Annotated in this window: 13 protein-coding genes; 9 read left to right on the forward strand and 4 right to left on the reverse strand. The window is 36.6% G+C overall.

Features of this window, described 5'->3' with window-relative positions; all coding sequences use genetic code 11:
- Position 1: 1 nt before the first annotated feature.
- The gene (gene ftsY, locus FW781_RS08395) at positions 2-955 is read left to right on the forward strand and encodes a signal recognition particle-docking protein FtsY (RefSeq protein WP_047425904.1); all 954 of its coding nucleotides are present in this window, start codon (positions 2-4) and stop codon (positions 953-955) included.
- Between the two features lie 72 nt (positions 956-1,027).
- On the forward strand, positions 1,028-1,288 hold the full coding sequence (locus tag FW781_RS08400) for a GlsB/YeaQ/YmgE family stress response membrane protein (RefSeq protein ID WP_149386988.1): 261 nt from the start codon (positions 1,028-1,030) through the stop codon (positions 1,286-1,288).
- A 78-nt stretch (positions 1,289-1,366) separates the two neighbouring features.
- Here the strand turns inward: FW781_RS08400 and sppA are convergent, their stop codons facing one another.
- Positions 1,367-3,124, reverse strand: coding sequence for a signal peptide peptidase SppA (gene sppA, locus FW781_RS08405; protein ID WP_149386989.1), 1,758 nt, complete (start codon positions 3,122-3,124; stop codon positions 1,367-1,369).
- 19 nt (positions 3,125-3,143) lie between these two features.
- On the opposite strand from sppA, the gene folK reads away from it, so the two are divergent.
- From folK to fmt, 6 genes are all read left to right on the forward strand, one after another.
- Positions 3,144-3,560 carry a 2-amino-4-hydroxy-6-hydroxymethyldihydropteridine diphosphokinase gene (gene folK / locus FW781_RS08410; RefSeq protein ID WP_149386990.1) on the forward strand — a complete coding sequence of 139 codons (417 nt, stop codon included), beginning with the start codon at positions 3,144-3,146 and terminating at the stop codon, positions 3,558-3,560.
- A gap of 17 nt (positions 3,561-3,577) precedes the next feature.
- Complete coding sequence (locus FW781_RS08415) at positions 3,578-4,693, forward strand: OmpA family protein (RefSeq protein ID WP_149386991.1); 1,116 nt, start codon at positions 3,578-3,580, stop codon at positions 4,691-4,693.
- A gap of 50 nt (positions 4,694-4,743) precedes the next feature.
- Positions 4,744-6,273 carry an OmpA family protein gene (locus tag FW781_RS08420; protein WP_149386992.1) on the forward strand — a complete coding sequence of 510 codons (1,530 nt, stop codon included), beginning with the start codon at positions 4,744-4,746 and terminating at the stop codon, positions 6,271-6,273.
- Positions 6,274-6,483: 210 nt separating this feature from the next.
- Positions 6,484-7,923 carry an OmpA family protein gene (locus FW781_RS08425; protein ID WP_149386993.1) on the forward strand — a complete coding sequence of 480 codons (1,440 nt, stop codon included), beginning with the start codon at positions 6,484-6,486 and terminating at the stop codon, positions 7,921-7,923.
- Between the two features lie 76 nt (positions 7,924-7,999).
- Positions 8,000-9,904, forward strand: coding sequence for a RecQ family ATP-dependent DNA helicase (locus FW781_RS08430; protein ID WP_149386994.1), 1,905 nt, complete (start codon positions 8,000-8,002; stop codon positions 9,902-9,904).
- Between the two features lie 140 nt (positions 9,905-10,044).
- The gene (fmt, locus tag FW781_RS08435; RefSeq protein ID WP_149386995.1) at positions 10,045-10,992 is read left to right on the forward strand and encodes a methionyl-tRNA formyltransferase; all 948 of its coding nucleotides are present in this window, start codon (positions 10,045-10,047) and stop codon (positions 10,990-10,992) included.
- Positions 10,993-11,108: 116 nt separating this feature from the next.
- On the opposite strand, the gene ribB is transcribed toward fmt, so the two are convergent.
- A complete protein-coding gene (gene ribB / locus FW781_RS08440) occupies positions 11,109-12,230 on the reverse strand; it encodes a 3,4-dihydroxy-2-butanone-4-phosphate synthase (RefSeq protein WP_149386996.1) in 1,122 nt (373 codons plus the stop codon).
- A gap of 54 nt (positions 12,231-12,284) precedes the next feature.
- A complete protein-coding gene (locus tag FW781_RS08445; protein ID WP_149386997.1) occupies positions 12,285-13,301 on the reverse strand; it encodes an LLM class flavin-dependent oxidoreductase in 1,017 nt (338 codons plus the stop codon).
- Positions 13,302-13,568: 267 nt separating this feature from the next.
- Between FW781_RS08445 and FW781_RS08450 the strand changes: the two genes are divergently transcribed.
- Entirely contained in the window at positions 13,569-14,417 is an 849-nt protein-coding gene (locus tag FW781_RS08450; protein ID WP_149386998.1) for a M12 family metallopeptidase, read from the forward strand.
- A gap of 41 nt (positions 14,418-14,458) precedes the next feature.
- On the opposite strand, the gene FW781_RS08455 is transcribed toward FW781_RS08450, so the two are convergent.
- Positions 14,459-16,585: a helix-turn-helix domain-containing protein gene (locus tag FW781_RS08455; RefSeq protein WP_149386999.1), complete on the reverse strand. Its 2,127-nt coding sequence runs from the start codon at positions 16,583-16,585 to the stop codon at positions 14,459-14,461.
- Positions 16,586-16,609 lie beyond the last annotated feature (24 nt).

Genomic DNA, 16,609 nt, shown 5'->3' on the forward strand with positions numbered 1-16,609 from the left:
TATGAGTTGGTTTAAAAATATTTTCAAAAAAGAAGAAAAAGAAACCTTAGATAAAGGATTGGAAAAATCCAGCCAGGGATTCTTTGAAAAAATGACAAAAGCCGTAGTCGGTAAAAGCAAAGTAGATGATGAAGTTCTTGATGATCTGGAAGAAGTACTGATTGCATCCGATGTAGGCGCCTCTACCACCATCAAAATCATAGGAAGAATTGAAGAACGTGTTGCGAGAGACAAATATGTAAGTGTAAACGAGCTTGATAAAATTCTTCGCGATGAGATTTCAGGACTTCTGCTTGAAAACCCTCACGCCGGTACAGGAAATATTGACACTTCTAAAAAACCTTATGTCATTATGGTGGTAGGAGTAAATGGAGTGGGAAAAACAACAACAATAGGAAAACTGGCCCACCAGTTCAAATCAGAGGGTAAAAAAGTAGTTCTCGGAGCTGCTGATACCTTCAGAGCCGCTGCAGTAGACCAATTGGTGATCTGGAGCGAAAGAGTGGGCGTTCCTATCGTAAAACAGGAAATGGGATCTGACCCCGCTTCCGTAGCATTTGACACGGTGCAAAGCGCTGTAGCCCAAAATGCAGACGTGGTAATCATTGATACGGCAGGAAGGCTTCACAACAAGATCAACCTGATGAACGAGCTTTCCAAGATCAAAAGAGTAATGCAGAAAGTAATTCCTGATGCTCCTCATGAGATCCTGCTGGTTCTGGATGGTTCTACCGGACAGAATGCCTTTGAACAGGCCAAACAGTTTACTGCAGCAACGGAAGTAAATGCATTAGCGGTTACAAAACTAGACGGAACAGCAAAAGGAGGTGTTGTAATTGGTATCTCCGACCAGTTCCAGATTCCGGTTAAATATATTGGTGTAGGTGAAAAAATGCAGGATTTACAGCTTTTTAATGGTACGGAATTTGTAGACTCATTCTTCAAGAAAAGATGATTTATATCATGTTTTCCCTTATATTAGCAACAGATCAATTTTAAATATTAACAATTAAAAAAATTTGCAACTATGGGAATACTAACATGGATTTTATTCGGTCTTATTGCTGGTGCAATCGCAAAAATGATCATGCCTGGAGCTCAGGGAGGAGGATGGCTAATCACTATTATCCTGGGAATTCTGGGAGCATTTATAGGAGGGGCTATAGGAGTTTACATTCTACACTGGGGAGATGTTACCTCATTCTGGAATCCGAGAAGCTGGATTCTCTCAATAGGAGGAGCTTTAATCATCCTCTGGATTTATGGAATGGCTACCAAGAAGAGCTGATAAGTGCTTATAAAAAAAATAAAATCCCGGATCTGAAATTTCAGATCCGGGATTTTTGTATACAATATAAAATTTAGTTTAGTTGTTGATTCTAATCTGATAAGGCATTTCCATTTTCACCTCAGACTGCAGTTTTTTATCTGTAATCTGCTGTAGAATCTCATAGTTGGATTTACCAATCTTGTTTTTAATAATTCTGGCAGAAACGTCTTCTTCATTCAGATCCTTGAAGATTTGTTCAAATGGTGACATTCTCTTAGGAAAAGCATCTACCTGGTAAGACTTCAATCCTGCTTTCTGAGCGGCAAACTTCACTGCATCATTTAAAGTACCCAGCTCGTCTACTAAGCCAATCTCCTTGGCACGAACTCCACTCCATACTCTACCTCCACCTACATTATCAATCTGCTCAAAAGTTTTCTTTCTGTTCTGAGTTACAAAATATACAAATCTTTTATAAGTACCTTCCACACTTCTCGTCATCATATTTACCCCATAAGGAGTTACTCCGTTCAATCCTGAATAATACATAGAGTTGGCATTCGTAGAAACGATATCCGCACGAATTCCGTTTTTGTTCGCAATATCTTTATAATAAGGCATTACCCCAAATACCCCGATAGAACCGGTAAGCGTGTTAGGCTCTGAATAAATTTTATCAGCTGCCATGGCAACATAATATCCTCCTGAAGCCGCATAGTCTCCAAAAGAAACCACCAATGGCTTTTTCTTTTTCAGCTGCTGCAATTCAAATAAAATTTCATCTGAAGCATTGGCACTTCCCCCAGGAGAGTTGATTCTGAAAACAACGGCCTTCACTTTATCATCTTCCTGAAGTTTTTTAATATACTTCACATATTTTTCAGAATGAATGTCATTATATTCATCTCCATTATTGATAGATCCTGAAGCATAAAGTACTGCTATCTTTTCACCTGATTTATCTTCGTCAGCATAAGAACTGATATAGCTTGTTAAAGAAATCTTATTCAGTTTTTCTTTTTCTTTTACATTCAGTTTTGCCTTAAGAAGATCTTCATATTCCGATTTCTGAATAAGTTTATCCGCAAGTCTGTATTTTAATCCCTGTTCAGGAATCATTCCGTATAAGCTGTCTGTAATTGTTCTGAACTGAGCTGTATCAATTTTTCTTGAAGCAGCCATTTTATTGGAGGTGTTTCTCCAAAGGTCATTCAAAAGAGTACTTAGCTGCTCTTTATTTTCCGGAGAAATATCATTTCTTAAAAAAGGTTCTACTGCAGATTTGAATTTACCGTGACGAATCACTTCAATTCCAATACCGTATTTATCCGCAAAGTCTTTAAAGAAAGTAACTTCAGTAGAAAGCCCTTTCAATTCAATACCTCCTGCCGGATGAAGATAATATTTATCTGCCACCGATCCCAGATAATAAGCCGATTGTGATACTCCGTTTCCATAAGCATACACAAATTTTCCGCTTTTCTTAAAATCTTCAATAGCATTTCTAAGATCATCAATCTGAGTCAGCCCTGCATTCAGATAATCTGCCTCAATACTGATCCCTTTAATATTATCATCGGTCTTAGCTTTATTAATAGCTTCCAATGCATCATATAAAAGGACACTTTTATTTTGGGTACCTATACCAAACAATCCCATCTCCTCTTCAGTAGGACTATCAATTATATTTGTCTTTAAATTAATCGTAAGAACCGAGTTCTTTTTCACCGCTACCGACTTATCATTTCCCATAGAACTGAACACAAGCATCATAATGAAAAAGATGAAAAATAAAGCGCAAAGTATGACAATTGCTACTATATTTGCCAAAACATTTTTAAAGAAACTTCTCATAAACAATCAATTTTCTAATATGTCGCAGCATAAGGTCGTTTTGTTACTAGGAAGTAACTTAGGAGAGCAAAAAAAAAATATAGAGCTTGCATTAAAGAAGCTAAAAGATGCTGGAAATCACATATCACAAACCAGCGAATATTTAATGTCTGAACCTGTAGAATTTGTCAGTTCCAATATTTTTTGTAATATTGCAGCAATAATATTCACACCTCTTTCTCCAATTCAACTGCTTGATTGTATTAAGAATATAGAAGTTGAGATGGGAAGAATTAATGATTCAAAAGTATCCGGAGGCTATACTGACAGGGTAATAGACATTGATATCATTAAGTATAATGAATTAAATTTTCAATCAGAAAGATTAGAAATCCCTCATAAAAAACATCTTTTTGAAAGGGATTTTTCCAGAGTATTATTAAAAGATTTTATTTAAAACATAAAACATATTGTATGAAATTAGGTTTATTATTATTGGCTACTACATTGCCAATTGCAGCTTTCGCGCAGAACAGCAGCACTACAGTAAACTCTTCCACAGAGTATCCTAATACATTCTCCTCAGGCTCCGCTAATGTACAAACTTTCGACAATAAAGCCAGACGCTTTAGAGACTGGTCTATTTCTGTCGGAGGAGGTCCTGCATTTATGGTTCACTCCGATTTAAAATCTATCCGTAAGGATAAGACCAATTGGGGGTACAATGCCTATGTAAGCGTAGACAAGCAAATCACACATGCATTCGCTTTAAGCGTGATGTATATGAGAGGAGAAACGAAACAGACTGCACAGCTTCCCGGTGCTGCAGGTGTAAAATCAGGAATAGCTACTGCAACAACACAGTTTGATAACATCTCTTTATTAGGGGATATTAATTTCTCAAACTTATTCAGAAGAGTAGACAATCACTCCCCATACAGATGGGCATTCCATGGATATATGGGAATTGGAGTTCAGGGATTCAGAACGTCATTACATGATAATGATGAATTCAGATGGAGCACTACTCCAAGAAGAGCCCCTTTATTCATTAAACAAGATATTGATATCAACTCTATCTTCTATCAGGGAGGTGTAGGGATAAAATATAATGTTTCAAAACTTATTGACGTTGAAGCAAGAACCATGTATATCATCAGTGGTGATGATGAATTTGATGGTGGCGGATGGTCTGATCCTAATGACTATGATCCTTCCACACCAGGTTCAAAATATAACATGCTAAATCCTAGAAGATCAGATAATGCCTGGACAGTAAGTTTAGGAGTATCTTTCAAATTAGGAAAGCAGTTATCTCACCTTGCATGGCATGACCCACTTCAGGAAGCTTACTACAGAACCAGTGTTCTTGAGAATGCATCAACAGATCTTGTTGTTTGCGAAAAAGGAGATGCTGATAACGACGGAGTATGTGACGATTGGGACAGACAGCTTGACACTCCTGCAGGTGCAAGAGTGGATGGTGCGGGAGTTGCTTTAGATATGGATCTTGACGGAGTTATTGACCTTTACGATAAGTGTGTAACTGTACCAGGACCTGTTGAAAACAACGGATGTCCAAACAAATAATTAAAAAATTTAAAAATTCTTTTTCAAAAGAAATCAAATAATAATACACGATGAAATTAAGTTTAGCAATTGTTGCATTTGCTTTGGCAATTCCTTCTGCCATTTATGCACAAGACTCAACTGCTGATTCCGGTGGAAAATATCCTAATACATTTTCTTCAGGATCTGCGAATGTTTCTCCATTTACCAACCAATCTAAGAGATTTAACGATTGGTCTGTTTCAGTAGGAGCTGGTGTTCCACTTATTCAGTCAGGAGATTTGACTTCAATCAAAAATGGTAACGGTAAAAACCTTTTTGGATATTCAGCTTATGTAAGTATTGACAAAGCAATTACACATGCTTTCGGAATCAATCTACAATACGACAAAGGTGAAACCAGACAAGGATGGTTCAATACTAAAAATGCAGCACCAGATGCAACAGCAGTAGGAGCAAGAACTCAGTATGATGCGATCTCAATCTTAGGAGATATTAACTTTTCCAATTTATTAAGAAGAGTTGATAACCACTCCCCTTACAGATGGGCGCTTCATGGATATGCAGGTATTGGTACTATTGCATACAGAGCATACCAAAAAGACGGGAGTAACAGACAGACATTGATGACTGAAATTAAACCTTTCCAATTAGGTTCTATGTTCTTTCAGGCTGGTACAGGTCTGAAGTTCAAAGTGAACAGAAGAATCGATATTGAGGGTAGATTAATGTATGTGGTAACCGGTGATGACGAATTTGATGGTGGTGGCGATGCTTACAGTGCTATCAACAAACGTTCTGAGCAGGTTTCTGATAATTTCTTCAACGCGACTTTAGGTCTTTCATTCAAATTAGGAAAACATGAGTCTCACGTAATGTGGCATGACCCGCTTCAGGAAATCTATTACAAACTGGATGTACTGGCTAATAAAAACCAGGATATCGAAGTATGTAAAAAAGGAGATGCTGATAACGACGGAGTATGTGACGATTGGGACAGACAGCTTGATACTCCTGCAGGTGCAAGAGTGGATGGTGCGGGAGTTGCGCTTGATGTTGACCTGGATGGTGTAATCGATCTTTACGACAAGTGTGTAACGGTTCCTGGACCTGTTGAAAACAATGGATGTCCTATCGTTAAAAAAGACAATAAGGAAACTGCTGTAGAAGTAGAAAAAACCCTTAAAGATATTTACTTCAATTTTAATAAAGCGACTATCAGACCTGAATCTAACGAAAAATTAGATCTAGCTGCTTCAATTATTAAAGAAAACGGAGGTAATTACTTGCTAACAGGACATACCGATATCAAAGGAAATGCAGCTTACAACTTAAGACTGTCTAAAGAAAGAGCTGCTGCTGTTGTAGGAGCTTTGGAAACCAGAGGTATCAATGAAAATGTACTGAAATCAAGAGGTGTAGGTTCTGCAGAAGCTACTATCCCTGCATCTGCTTCAGATGCTGAAAGAATGGCAGACAGAAAAGTTACGGTAAGATTTGTAGAAACGTCAGAATGGGATTCTATCAAAAAGAAAGACTATGAAGATGCGCCTGTAAAAAAAGCTGTAAAAAAAGTACCTGCTAAGAAAAAGAAAAAATAATTTTATAATACACCAAAACCGAAAAGAATTACTCTTTTCGGTTTATTTTTTTTCTACTACGAATTATTTTACATACCTTTATCATTATTTTCAGGACAACGGTATGAAACACATTAGAAATCAACTAGTTTGATTTGAAAAAAAATAACATAAAACCGTTTTTTAACGAAAAAAATCATTTAAAATAACTTAACTTAAAAAAATAACACTATGAAATTAAGTTTAGCAATTGTAGCATTTGCTTTGGCAATTCCTTCTGCCACATATGCACAAGACTCAACGGCAGTTTCAAAAGGAGAATATCCTAATACATTTTCTTCGGGATCTGCTAATGTTTCCCCTTTCACCAGCCAATCTAAAAGATTTAACGATTGGTCAATTTCTGCAGGGGTGGGTGTTCCACTTATTCAGTCAGGAGATTTGACTTCAATCAAAAATGGTAACGGTAAGAACCTTTTTGGATATTCAGCCTATCTAAGTATTGATAAAGCAATTACACATGCTTTCGGAATCAATTTACAGTATGACAAAGGTGAAACCAGACAGGGATGGTTCAATACTAAAGATTCAGCACCTGATGCAACAGCAGTAGGAGCAAGAACTCAGTATGATGCGATCTCAATCTTAGGAGACATTAACTTTTCCAATTTATTAAGAAGAGTTGATAACCACTCCCCTTACAGATGGGCGCTTCATGGATATGCAGGTATCGGTACAATTGCGTACAGAGCATATCAGAAAGCAGGTAATGGAAAACAGGCCTTGATGACAGAAGTAAAACCTTTCCAATTAGGATCTATGTTCATGCAGGCTGGTACAGGTCTGAAATTCAAAGTGAACAGAAGAATCGATATTGAAGGTAGATTAATGTATGTGGTAACCGGTGATGACGAATTTGATGGTGGCGGTGATGCTTACAGCGCTATCAACAAGCGTTCTGAGCAGGTTTCTGACAACTTCTTCAATGCGACTTTAGGTATTTCTCTAAAATTAGGAAAACATGAATCTCACGTAATGTGGCATGACCCGCTTCAGGAAATCTATTACAAACTGGATGTACTGGCTAATAAAAACCAGGATATCGAAGTATGTAAAAAAGGAGATGCTGATAACGACGGAGTATGTGACGATTGGGACAGACAGCTTGATACTCCTGCAGGTGCAAGAGTGGACGGTGCCGGAGTTGCGCTTGATACTGACCTGGATGGTGTAATCGATCTTTACGACAAGTGTGTAACGGTTCCTGGACCTGTTGAAAACAACGGATGTCCTGTAGCAACAACAGGACCTGTAGTAGAAACAGAAACGAAATTGGAAGGAATTGAATTTGATTTAAATTCTGACAGAATTTTACCTTCAAACACTCCAATCTTAAATAATGCGGTAAACTATATTAATTCTTCAAATGGTTCATATAGTGTAATCGGAGCTACTGATACAAGAGGTACTGACGCTTACAACCAAAAACTATCTGAAAGAAGAGCAAACAATGTTAAGAACTATCTGATCAAAAACGGTGTTCAAACAGGTAAACTACAGGCAATAGGAAAAGGTGAAAAAGACCTTAAATACCCTGAGTGCGAACCAGCAACAAAGTGCCCTGAATGGAAAAACAGAGCCAACAGAAGAGTATACTTCGAAGCTAAATAATAAACTTATTTATATTATATGAAAGTCACGCCTGGCGTGACTTTTTTTGTCCTAATACTTTCCTTATTTTTACAACATGATTTCGCCGCAGGATTTTCAAAAGCTCAAATATGATACTCTTAAGTATTTCTGGGGTTATACCGATTTCAGAGATGCTCAGGAAGAAATTATTAATGCTGTCATTAATGAAAAAGACACTCTGGTTCTGTTACCCACAGGAGCAGGAAAATCTTTATGCTACCAATTGCCTGCTTTACTCAAAGAAGGAACCTGTCTGGTAGTTTCTCCGCTACTTGCATTGATGAAAGACCAGGTAAATCAGCTTAAATCCCGTGGTATAGAAGCGGAATATCTTTCTTCCGAACTGGATGAATATGATGCTGAAACAATTTACAGCCGCTGTAAGGAAGGCCTTACAAAATTACTCTATGTTTCTCCTGAAAGACTTACCAATACTCAGTTTATTCAGAATATGCAGGAAATCCAGCTATCCTTTATTGCGGTTGATGAAGCGCACTGTATTTCAGAATGGGGTCAGGATTTTAGACCAAGCTATCAGAATATTAAAGGATTCAGAAGTAATAATCCTGAGATCCCCTGTCTTGCCCTGACTGCGACTGCGACGCCAAAAGTTTTGGAAGAAATCAAAAATAAACTGGAACTAAAGAAACCCTTTGTTTTCCAGAAAAGTTTCAAAAGAGAGAATATTAAAATATTTACAGATGAAGTATCTGACAAGTTCCAACGTGTTTTTGATATTTTAAAATACAGCAACGACTCCGGAATTGTATATGTAAGAACCAGAAAAGAAGCTGAATTGCTGGCAGAATTTCTGAAGAAAAATCAACTGAAAAATGTAGATTACTTTCATGCAGGTTTAACAACTAAAGAAAAAAATACCAGACAGAATCTTTGGAACAACAGTGACAATCATGTTCTTATTTCTACCAATGCCTTTGGAATGGGTATTGACAAAGACAATGTACGATTTGTAATCCACTACTCTCCTGCCGCCTCCCTGGAAAACTATTATCAGGAAATCGGAAGGGCCGGAAGGGATGGAAAAGACAGTTTCGCATTTATGCTTTGGAACAAACAGGAACTTCTGAATTTTGATCAGATCTTAAAAAATCAAACGCCCAACAAAGCAGAATTTTTAAAGATCATCAGCTACCTGTACTCTATTTTTCAGGTAGCAGAATTTGAACTTCCTGAAAAAACATTTCAGCTGAATACTCTGGGTATACAGAATTTCACCAAACTTTCGAAAGCTAAAATCAATAACATTCTCAATTTTCTGCATAATCAGGAAATTATTTACTACAATGAAAACAAAAGTCTGTCTTCGCTTGAGCTGTTTATTAAAGCTGATGAGATAGATCAATTGCCACAAAAAGATGCTCATTTCATAGAGCTTCTTTTCCGTACTGTATCTGGAATTACTACTCACAAAGTAATGTTCAGTGAACAGCAGGTAAGTAATAAAATTAATGTCAGTGTTCCTTTAATCAAAGAACGTCTTAAGGAACTGCAGCAAAAGAATTATCTTGAATATATCGACGGTGCACTGTCCAGTATTAAATTCCTGAAACCCCGTGATGAAAGAGTGGTAAATAGTGCTTATTGGAAGGTATTTGAACATATTCAGAGAAACAAAATCCAGAAATGGGAAGAGATGAAGTTTTACGCAGAAAATAATGAATACTGTAAAATGAAACTCATTCTAGCCTATTTTGGTGAAAAAAATTCAAAAAACTGTGGCCAGTGTTCTGTCTGTGAAAAAAATAAACAGTCAATGTTTGGGAAGAATATTTCTCAGCAGATCATCAACTTATTAGCTAAAAAACCGGCAACAATTGAGGAGCTTTCTATACAGCTCAGTTATCATTCTAAAGAGAATATCTTAGAAAACCTTATTTTCCTTTTAGATTCCGGAAAAGTAAGAATGCAGAACTTCAGAACCTATGAACTGAATCATTAATAATGAGTAATAATAAGCATAGTCTGGCAAGAATAGGCTTTTAGATTAACAACTAAATACACTAATCCTATCTCTAAAGAGCTCCTACTCTCAACCTCCAATACCTTCCGACTCTCAGATCAAAAACTTATCTTTGCACTATGAAATCATTGAAAGTCGTTTTTTTAGGCACCCCAGAGTTTGCAAAAACTTCTTTGGAGGCAATCCATCAATCTCACCATCAGGTGGTAGGTGTTGTAACTGTAGCTGATAAGGCAAGTGGACGTGGGCAGAAAATACATCAATCTCCTGTAAAAGTCTATGCGGAGGAAAACAATATTCCTGTTTTTCAGCCCGAAAAGTTAAGAAATCCTGAGTTTTTGGAAGAACTTAGAAAACTGGATGCTGATGTTTTTGTGGTAGTAGCTTTCAGAATGATGCCTAAAGTTCTTTTTGAAATGCCTAAAATGGGCACCTTCAATCTACATGCATCTTTACTGCCGGATTACAGAGGAGCAGCTCCCATTAATTATGCAGTAATCAATGGTGAAGAAAAATCAGGAGCAACGACTTTCTTTATTAATGAAAAAATTGATGAAGGGAATATTCTTCTTCAGCAGGAAATAGAAATTTTACCTGACGAAAATGCAGGAAGCCTTCACGACAGGCTTATGGAAATGGGTTCCGGACTCGTGGTTAAAACATTAGATGGTCTGGCTGAAAATGCTATTGAAGAAAAACCTCAGCCACAGGTAGAACATCCCAAAAATGCTTATAAAATTTTCAAGGAAGATACAAGAATCAAGTGGGATCAATCTTCAAAAACTGTTCATCAGTTTATTTTGGGAATGTCGCCTTATCCCGCAGCTTTCACTACTTTAAATATTGAAAACGAAGAAAAAGGATTAAAAATATTCAATGGTAAATTTGAACTTTCTGACCATGGAAAACCGGCAGGAACTTTAGATATTTCCAAAAATGAATTTAGAATCTATACCCAGGACGGAATTTATTATCCTTTGGAACTTCAGTTGGAAGGTAAAAAAAGAATGAGTATGAAAGATTTCTTAAATGGTTTCAGAAATTTTGATGGAATCACATTAAACTAAGAATTACATTCAAATCATTATCTTACTATAAAAAGCCATAAAAAAGGTTTAGGAAATCTCCTAAACCTTTTTTTATATTGTAAAACAACCAACAGCTATTGTTGGCTATTCATTTATTATAGTTGCACCATCTCAGTAACCTCTACATCATATCCTCCAACCTGAGGTTTGATATTAGGATTTTGAGTGATTACTTTGAACTTGTTGATTCCTAAATTCTTTAAGATCTGCGTTCCAATTCCATAATCTCTGTAATTGTACGCTAAAGTAGGATGCTGCTCCTGCCCGTCCTGATAGTTCAGGAACTGCTGAAGTTTTCTCAATGTATTTTCAGAGTTAGAAACATTATTGATGAAAATAATGGCTCCTTTTCCTGCTTCATTTACCATACCGGTTACTTTTTCCAATAATGGTTTTTCACCGTTGTTCAGTCTTGTCAATACATCGAAATAAGAATCTGAAGACTGTACTCTCACCAAAACCGGTTCATCTACTGTCCATGCTCCTTTTGTCAATGCAAAGTGGATCTGATCATTTGACGTTTCTCTGAAGGCATAAAAATCAAACTCACCATAGTGCGTTTTTACTTTTTTCTCTTCAAGTCTTTCAACCAGGTTTCCTTTTTTAAGTTGGTAATGGATCAGGTCTTCAATAGAAACGATTTTCATATCATGTTTCTGAGCGAATGCATGAAGTTCAGGCAGACGGGACATTGTACCATCTTCGTTCATGATCTCACAGATCACTCCGCCTTCTTTCAAACCTGATAAGTTAGTAAGATCAATGGCAGCTTCAGTATGTCCGGCTCTTTTCAATACTCCACCTTTTCTTGCACGAAGCGGGAAAATGTGGCCAGGTCTCATAAAGTCTGTAGGTTTGGATTTTTCATCCATCAGTGCTAAAATTGTTTTGGCTCTGTCTCCTGCAGAAATTCCGGTAGATGTTCCGTTTCCTAAAAGGTCAACGGATACGGTGAAAGCTGTTTCTTTAGGATCGCTGCTTCTGCTTACCATCACTTCAAGTCCAAGCTCATCACATCTTTTTTCAGGAAGCGGCATACAGATAAGCCCTCTTCCGTGAAGCGCCATAAAATTGATAATTTCCGGAGTTGTCAGCTCTGCTGCACAAAGAAAATCTCCTTCATTTTCTCTGTCTTCGTCATCTACTACTATGATTATTTTACCATTTTTAAGGTCTTCAATAGCCTCTGGAATAGTATTTAATTTAATATCGGACATTTTTACTTTTTATTTTTGCAAAGATACTCATAAAAATAAGCATCTGCCAACTAATTATGAATGGTTTGTTACGCTTTGGATAGAGTTCGCTGCCTCTCTGAAAATCTCATAAGATCTCAATCTTTTCTGATGGTCGTAGATATGAGAGTTGATTATCATTTCATCAACCTGGAATTTTTCCTGGAAATTTTTAAGTTTTTCCTGAACCTCCGCCTGATCTCCAATAAAAGTATATCTCAGTTTCTGTAGTACCATAGATTTTTCCATTGGCGACCAGATTTCGTCCATATCATCAACAGGTGGGGCAAAAGGTTTTCTATCATTTCTTACAATATTAATGAAGGCCTGGAATAAAGTCGTAGAAATTTTATGAGCTTCTTCTGTTGTTTCCGCAGCTACACCATTTACACACGCAATGATATAAGGTTTATCAAGATATTTTGAAGGTTCAAAATGTTCTCTGTATATTTTAAAAGCCATTTCCATCTGCTCCGGAGCAAAATGTCCTGCAAATGCATACGGTAAACCAAGTTCCGCAGCCAGCCATGCACTGTCTGTACTGGATCCCAGGATATAAATCGGAATCTCCAGCCCTTCTCCGGGAATAGCACGAACCATAGCATCTGAATTTTCTTTTGAGAAATATCTTTGAAGCTCGAGTATTTGTCTTGGAAACTGTTCATTAATAATAGCAGGATTTCTTCCTAAAGCCTGAGCCGTCAATCCGTCCGTTCCAGGTGCTCTCCCAACCCCAAGATCTATTCTTCCGGGAAAAAGAGACTCCAAAGTACCAAACTGTTCTGCAATAATCAAAGAACTGTGGTTGGGAAGCATAATTCCCCCTGAGCCTACTCTGATTTTTTTTGTTCCATTGGCAATAAACCCAATTAAAACAGAAGTTGCCGAACTGGCAATACTTTCCATATTGTGATGTTCTGCAAGCCAGAATCTTTTATAGTCTAAATTTTCAGCGTGATTGGCTAATGATAAGCTGTCCTGAAAAGTATCGTGGATGCTTTTACCTTGCTTTACAGGGGCAAGATCTAAAACAGAAATTTCAAAATTTTTCATATTGAGATGTTAATTTTTCTTTGGTCTCGAAAAAAACCATACAAATTTAAAACATAAAAACTGCATTAGTTACTTTTTGTAATTAATAAAAACAATTGAGTAGTTCAGGGAAAAACTATTGGAAATTAATTCTTCCTTATTCGATTTTGCTTATGTCGTTTTCAAAATACAAATAACAATTCTAAAAAATATATTTTAACAAAAATAATTCAAATTAAAGAGAAATATTTTATTATATTCGTATACCAAATCTTAAAAAACTTTAATATGAACAAAAAACCAAACAGTCCGTTGTATCGGCAGATTCTGACAGGAAGAACTATCTTTATGAGCATTGCTATTAGTGCAGTATTAATATCTTGCAGTAAAAATAATGAAGAAATTACCTCAGAAGCTCAAACCAATGCCTTCAATGTTGAAAACGTTAAAAAAGGACAATTGGGAGGCCAGGATATTACTTATGAAAGAAAAAACGGAATGAATTTTTTCCAGGGAGACATTGTTCTCTCCGACAAACAACTGGCAGAAGGAAGTGAACTCAATAAAGGCGGTGCAAGTTATTCAAGGTGGCCAAGCGGTAAAATTTATTATACTGTTGCCAGTAATATGGGATCTATCAATGCTAATAAAATTACTACTGCCGTGAATGAGTACAATACCAAAACAAATACTCAATGGATCCTACGTACCAACCAAACCAATTATGTAGAATTTATTTTTGGAAGTTCTTCAGGATCAGACGGCTGGGCTCATATTGGATATCAAGGGGGAAAACAGACTGTTTCTTTGGATCAATATATTTCTGTAGGATCGGTAATTCATGAGATGGGCCATACAGTAGGACTTTATCATGAACACACCCGCAAAGACAGAGATCAATATGTAAAAATCCTTTGGAATAATATCCAAAGTGGGCAGTCTTATAATTTCAATATCTATAATTCCGGAACAGACATAGGACCATTCAATATCAATTCTGTGATGATGTACTGGCCGACTTCTTATTCTAAAAACGGACTACCGACTATTACAAGAGCAGATAATTCAAGTTTTACCTATAACAGAACAGGCTTTACAACCGGGGATATCAATACTATTAATGCAATGTACCCTTAATTTTAAAGAACTTTTGTGACCATCAAAAAAGGGAAGAATTCTTATGAATTCTTCCCTTTTTTATAATTATAATGATTAATCAAAATCCTGATTTCATTAAATTCAAAGTGGCTTGGCAATGCATTCTTCCACTCAGTCAATGTTTCGTGTGGATTTTTATAGAATTCGTCTTCAAAAGCCTTGATTTTATCTGAGGTGATTACTCTGGAGATATCCAGTAAACCCTGTTCTGCAAATTTAGCAAGATGGCCAATAACCGTTTCTTTTACCAAACCTCTTTCCAAAGCAATTTCTCCAATAGTTTTTCCTTGTTCAAATAACTGAAAGGTTAAAACCTGCGACGGAACTTTAGCAATTTTCAGATTGATTTCTTTATCATTCTTTTCATCTAAAAGTTTCGTTTCCAGAAGATAAATCTCTCTTAAATTATTCAGATATTCTTCAATATCTTCCAGCCAGCTCTTGAATTCTTCGTTATATTGTTTTAAGCCTTTCGCTCCTTTTATTTCAGCATAAAATTCTTTCAAAGGATCAAAAATTTTATTTCTGGTTTCTGTAAAGAAAAAATTAACGGCTCCTTTTGATTTACTTTCGATCTCGGACCAGTCTTCCTTTTGTTCAATAAAATTATTGACTTTCTGAAAAATGATACGTTCCAGTTTTTCAAAGATTTTCCCAAGATTTACCGCTTCATGTTTCAACTGAAGATAAAGCTGTTTAGTCTTGGCATGATCTATATTCTTGGTCACAATGGACAGATTATTCCATTCTTCAACTTCTTTTAAAAACCATGTACAATCAAGGGTACGAAGTACTTTTCTGATGCTGTAGTCATATTTCTCCTGATTCAGAATAGCTTCCACATTGTCGTTGGCAATAGTATTGGTATGGAAACTCAAAATCCTGTTATCCTTGAAAATAACTTCAGGGGTAATTTTTGATTTTAAAACAATTCCTTCCAACGTTCTGCAACGGGATAGAGCAACATATACCTGACCGGCCGTGAAACTTTTCCCGGCATCAATAATCACTTTATCAAACGTCAGTCCCTGACTTTTGTGGATCGTTACAGCCCATGCCAGTTTTATCGGAAATTGTTCAAAACTTCCTAATACTTCTTCCTGAATATTTTTATCAGTATCAAGGAAATATTTTTTCTGTTCCCAGGTTTCTCTTTTAACTACAATTTCATTTTCGCTTTCATCCAGAACAACACGAATTTCATTTTCATCCAATCCAATGATCTCTCCTAATTTTCCGTTGAAATATTTCTTTTCTCCGGAAATATCATTTCGGATAAACATGATCTGCGCTCCGATTTTCAATTCTAAAAACTGTTCGTTTGGAAATTGATTTTCCTTAAAATCACCTACAAGTTTAGCTTCATAAGTTTGAGGATCTACCTTGATCTCCGCCAGCTTTTCCAGATTGATTTCATCAGCCATTTTATTGTGGGAACACAGGTAGACGTAAGATTCTTTCCCCATATCAAAATCGGGATCGTATCTTTCATTGAGGTGGTTAAAATCTATATTGTCCACATCACCGTCTCGGATAGCATTCAGAATCGCCAGAAATTCCTGGTCAGACTGTCTGTAAACTTTTGTCAGTTCAATCGTAACAATCGGAATTTCCTTAATGGCATGGCTGTCAAAAAAGAAAGGTGAATTGTAATACATTTTCAGAATATGCTCGTCCCTCACCACAGGCGGAAGCTGAAACAAATCTCCGATGAACAGCATCTGCACACCACCGAACCTTTGATTATTCCTTCTGATAAATCTTAAAGAAAAATCCATCATATCCAGAACATCAGCTCTCAACATGGAAACCTCATCGATGATAATGATCTCAACTTCTCTCAGAAGTTTAAGTTTATCTTTACGGTATTTGAAATGGGGCATCAGATCGGCAATATTATTAGCCAAACTGGTATCTATTCTTTCTGTCGTAGGAAGAAAAGTTCTCAACGGCAGTCCAAACATGGAGTGAATTGTAACGCCTCCCGCATTGATTGCAGCAATTCCCGTGGGGGCTATTACAATATGTTTTTTCTTGGTACGTCTTACAAAATCATTGAGAAACGTCGTTTTACCTGTTCCGGCTTTCCCGGTCAGAAAAACACTTCTGTTCGTATATTCTATTAAGTCAAAAAAATGATTGTTCATCGTTGTCAAAAATACGGAAATGAA

This window comes from Chryseobacterium panacisoli (assembly GCF_008274625.1).
Lineage (GTDB): Bacteria > Bacteroidota > Bacteroidia > Flavobacteriales > Weeksellaceae > Chryseobacterium > Chryseobacterium panacisoli.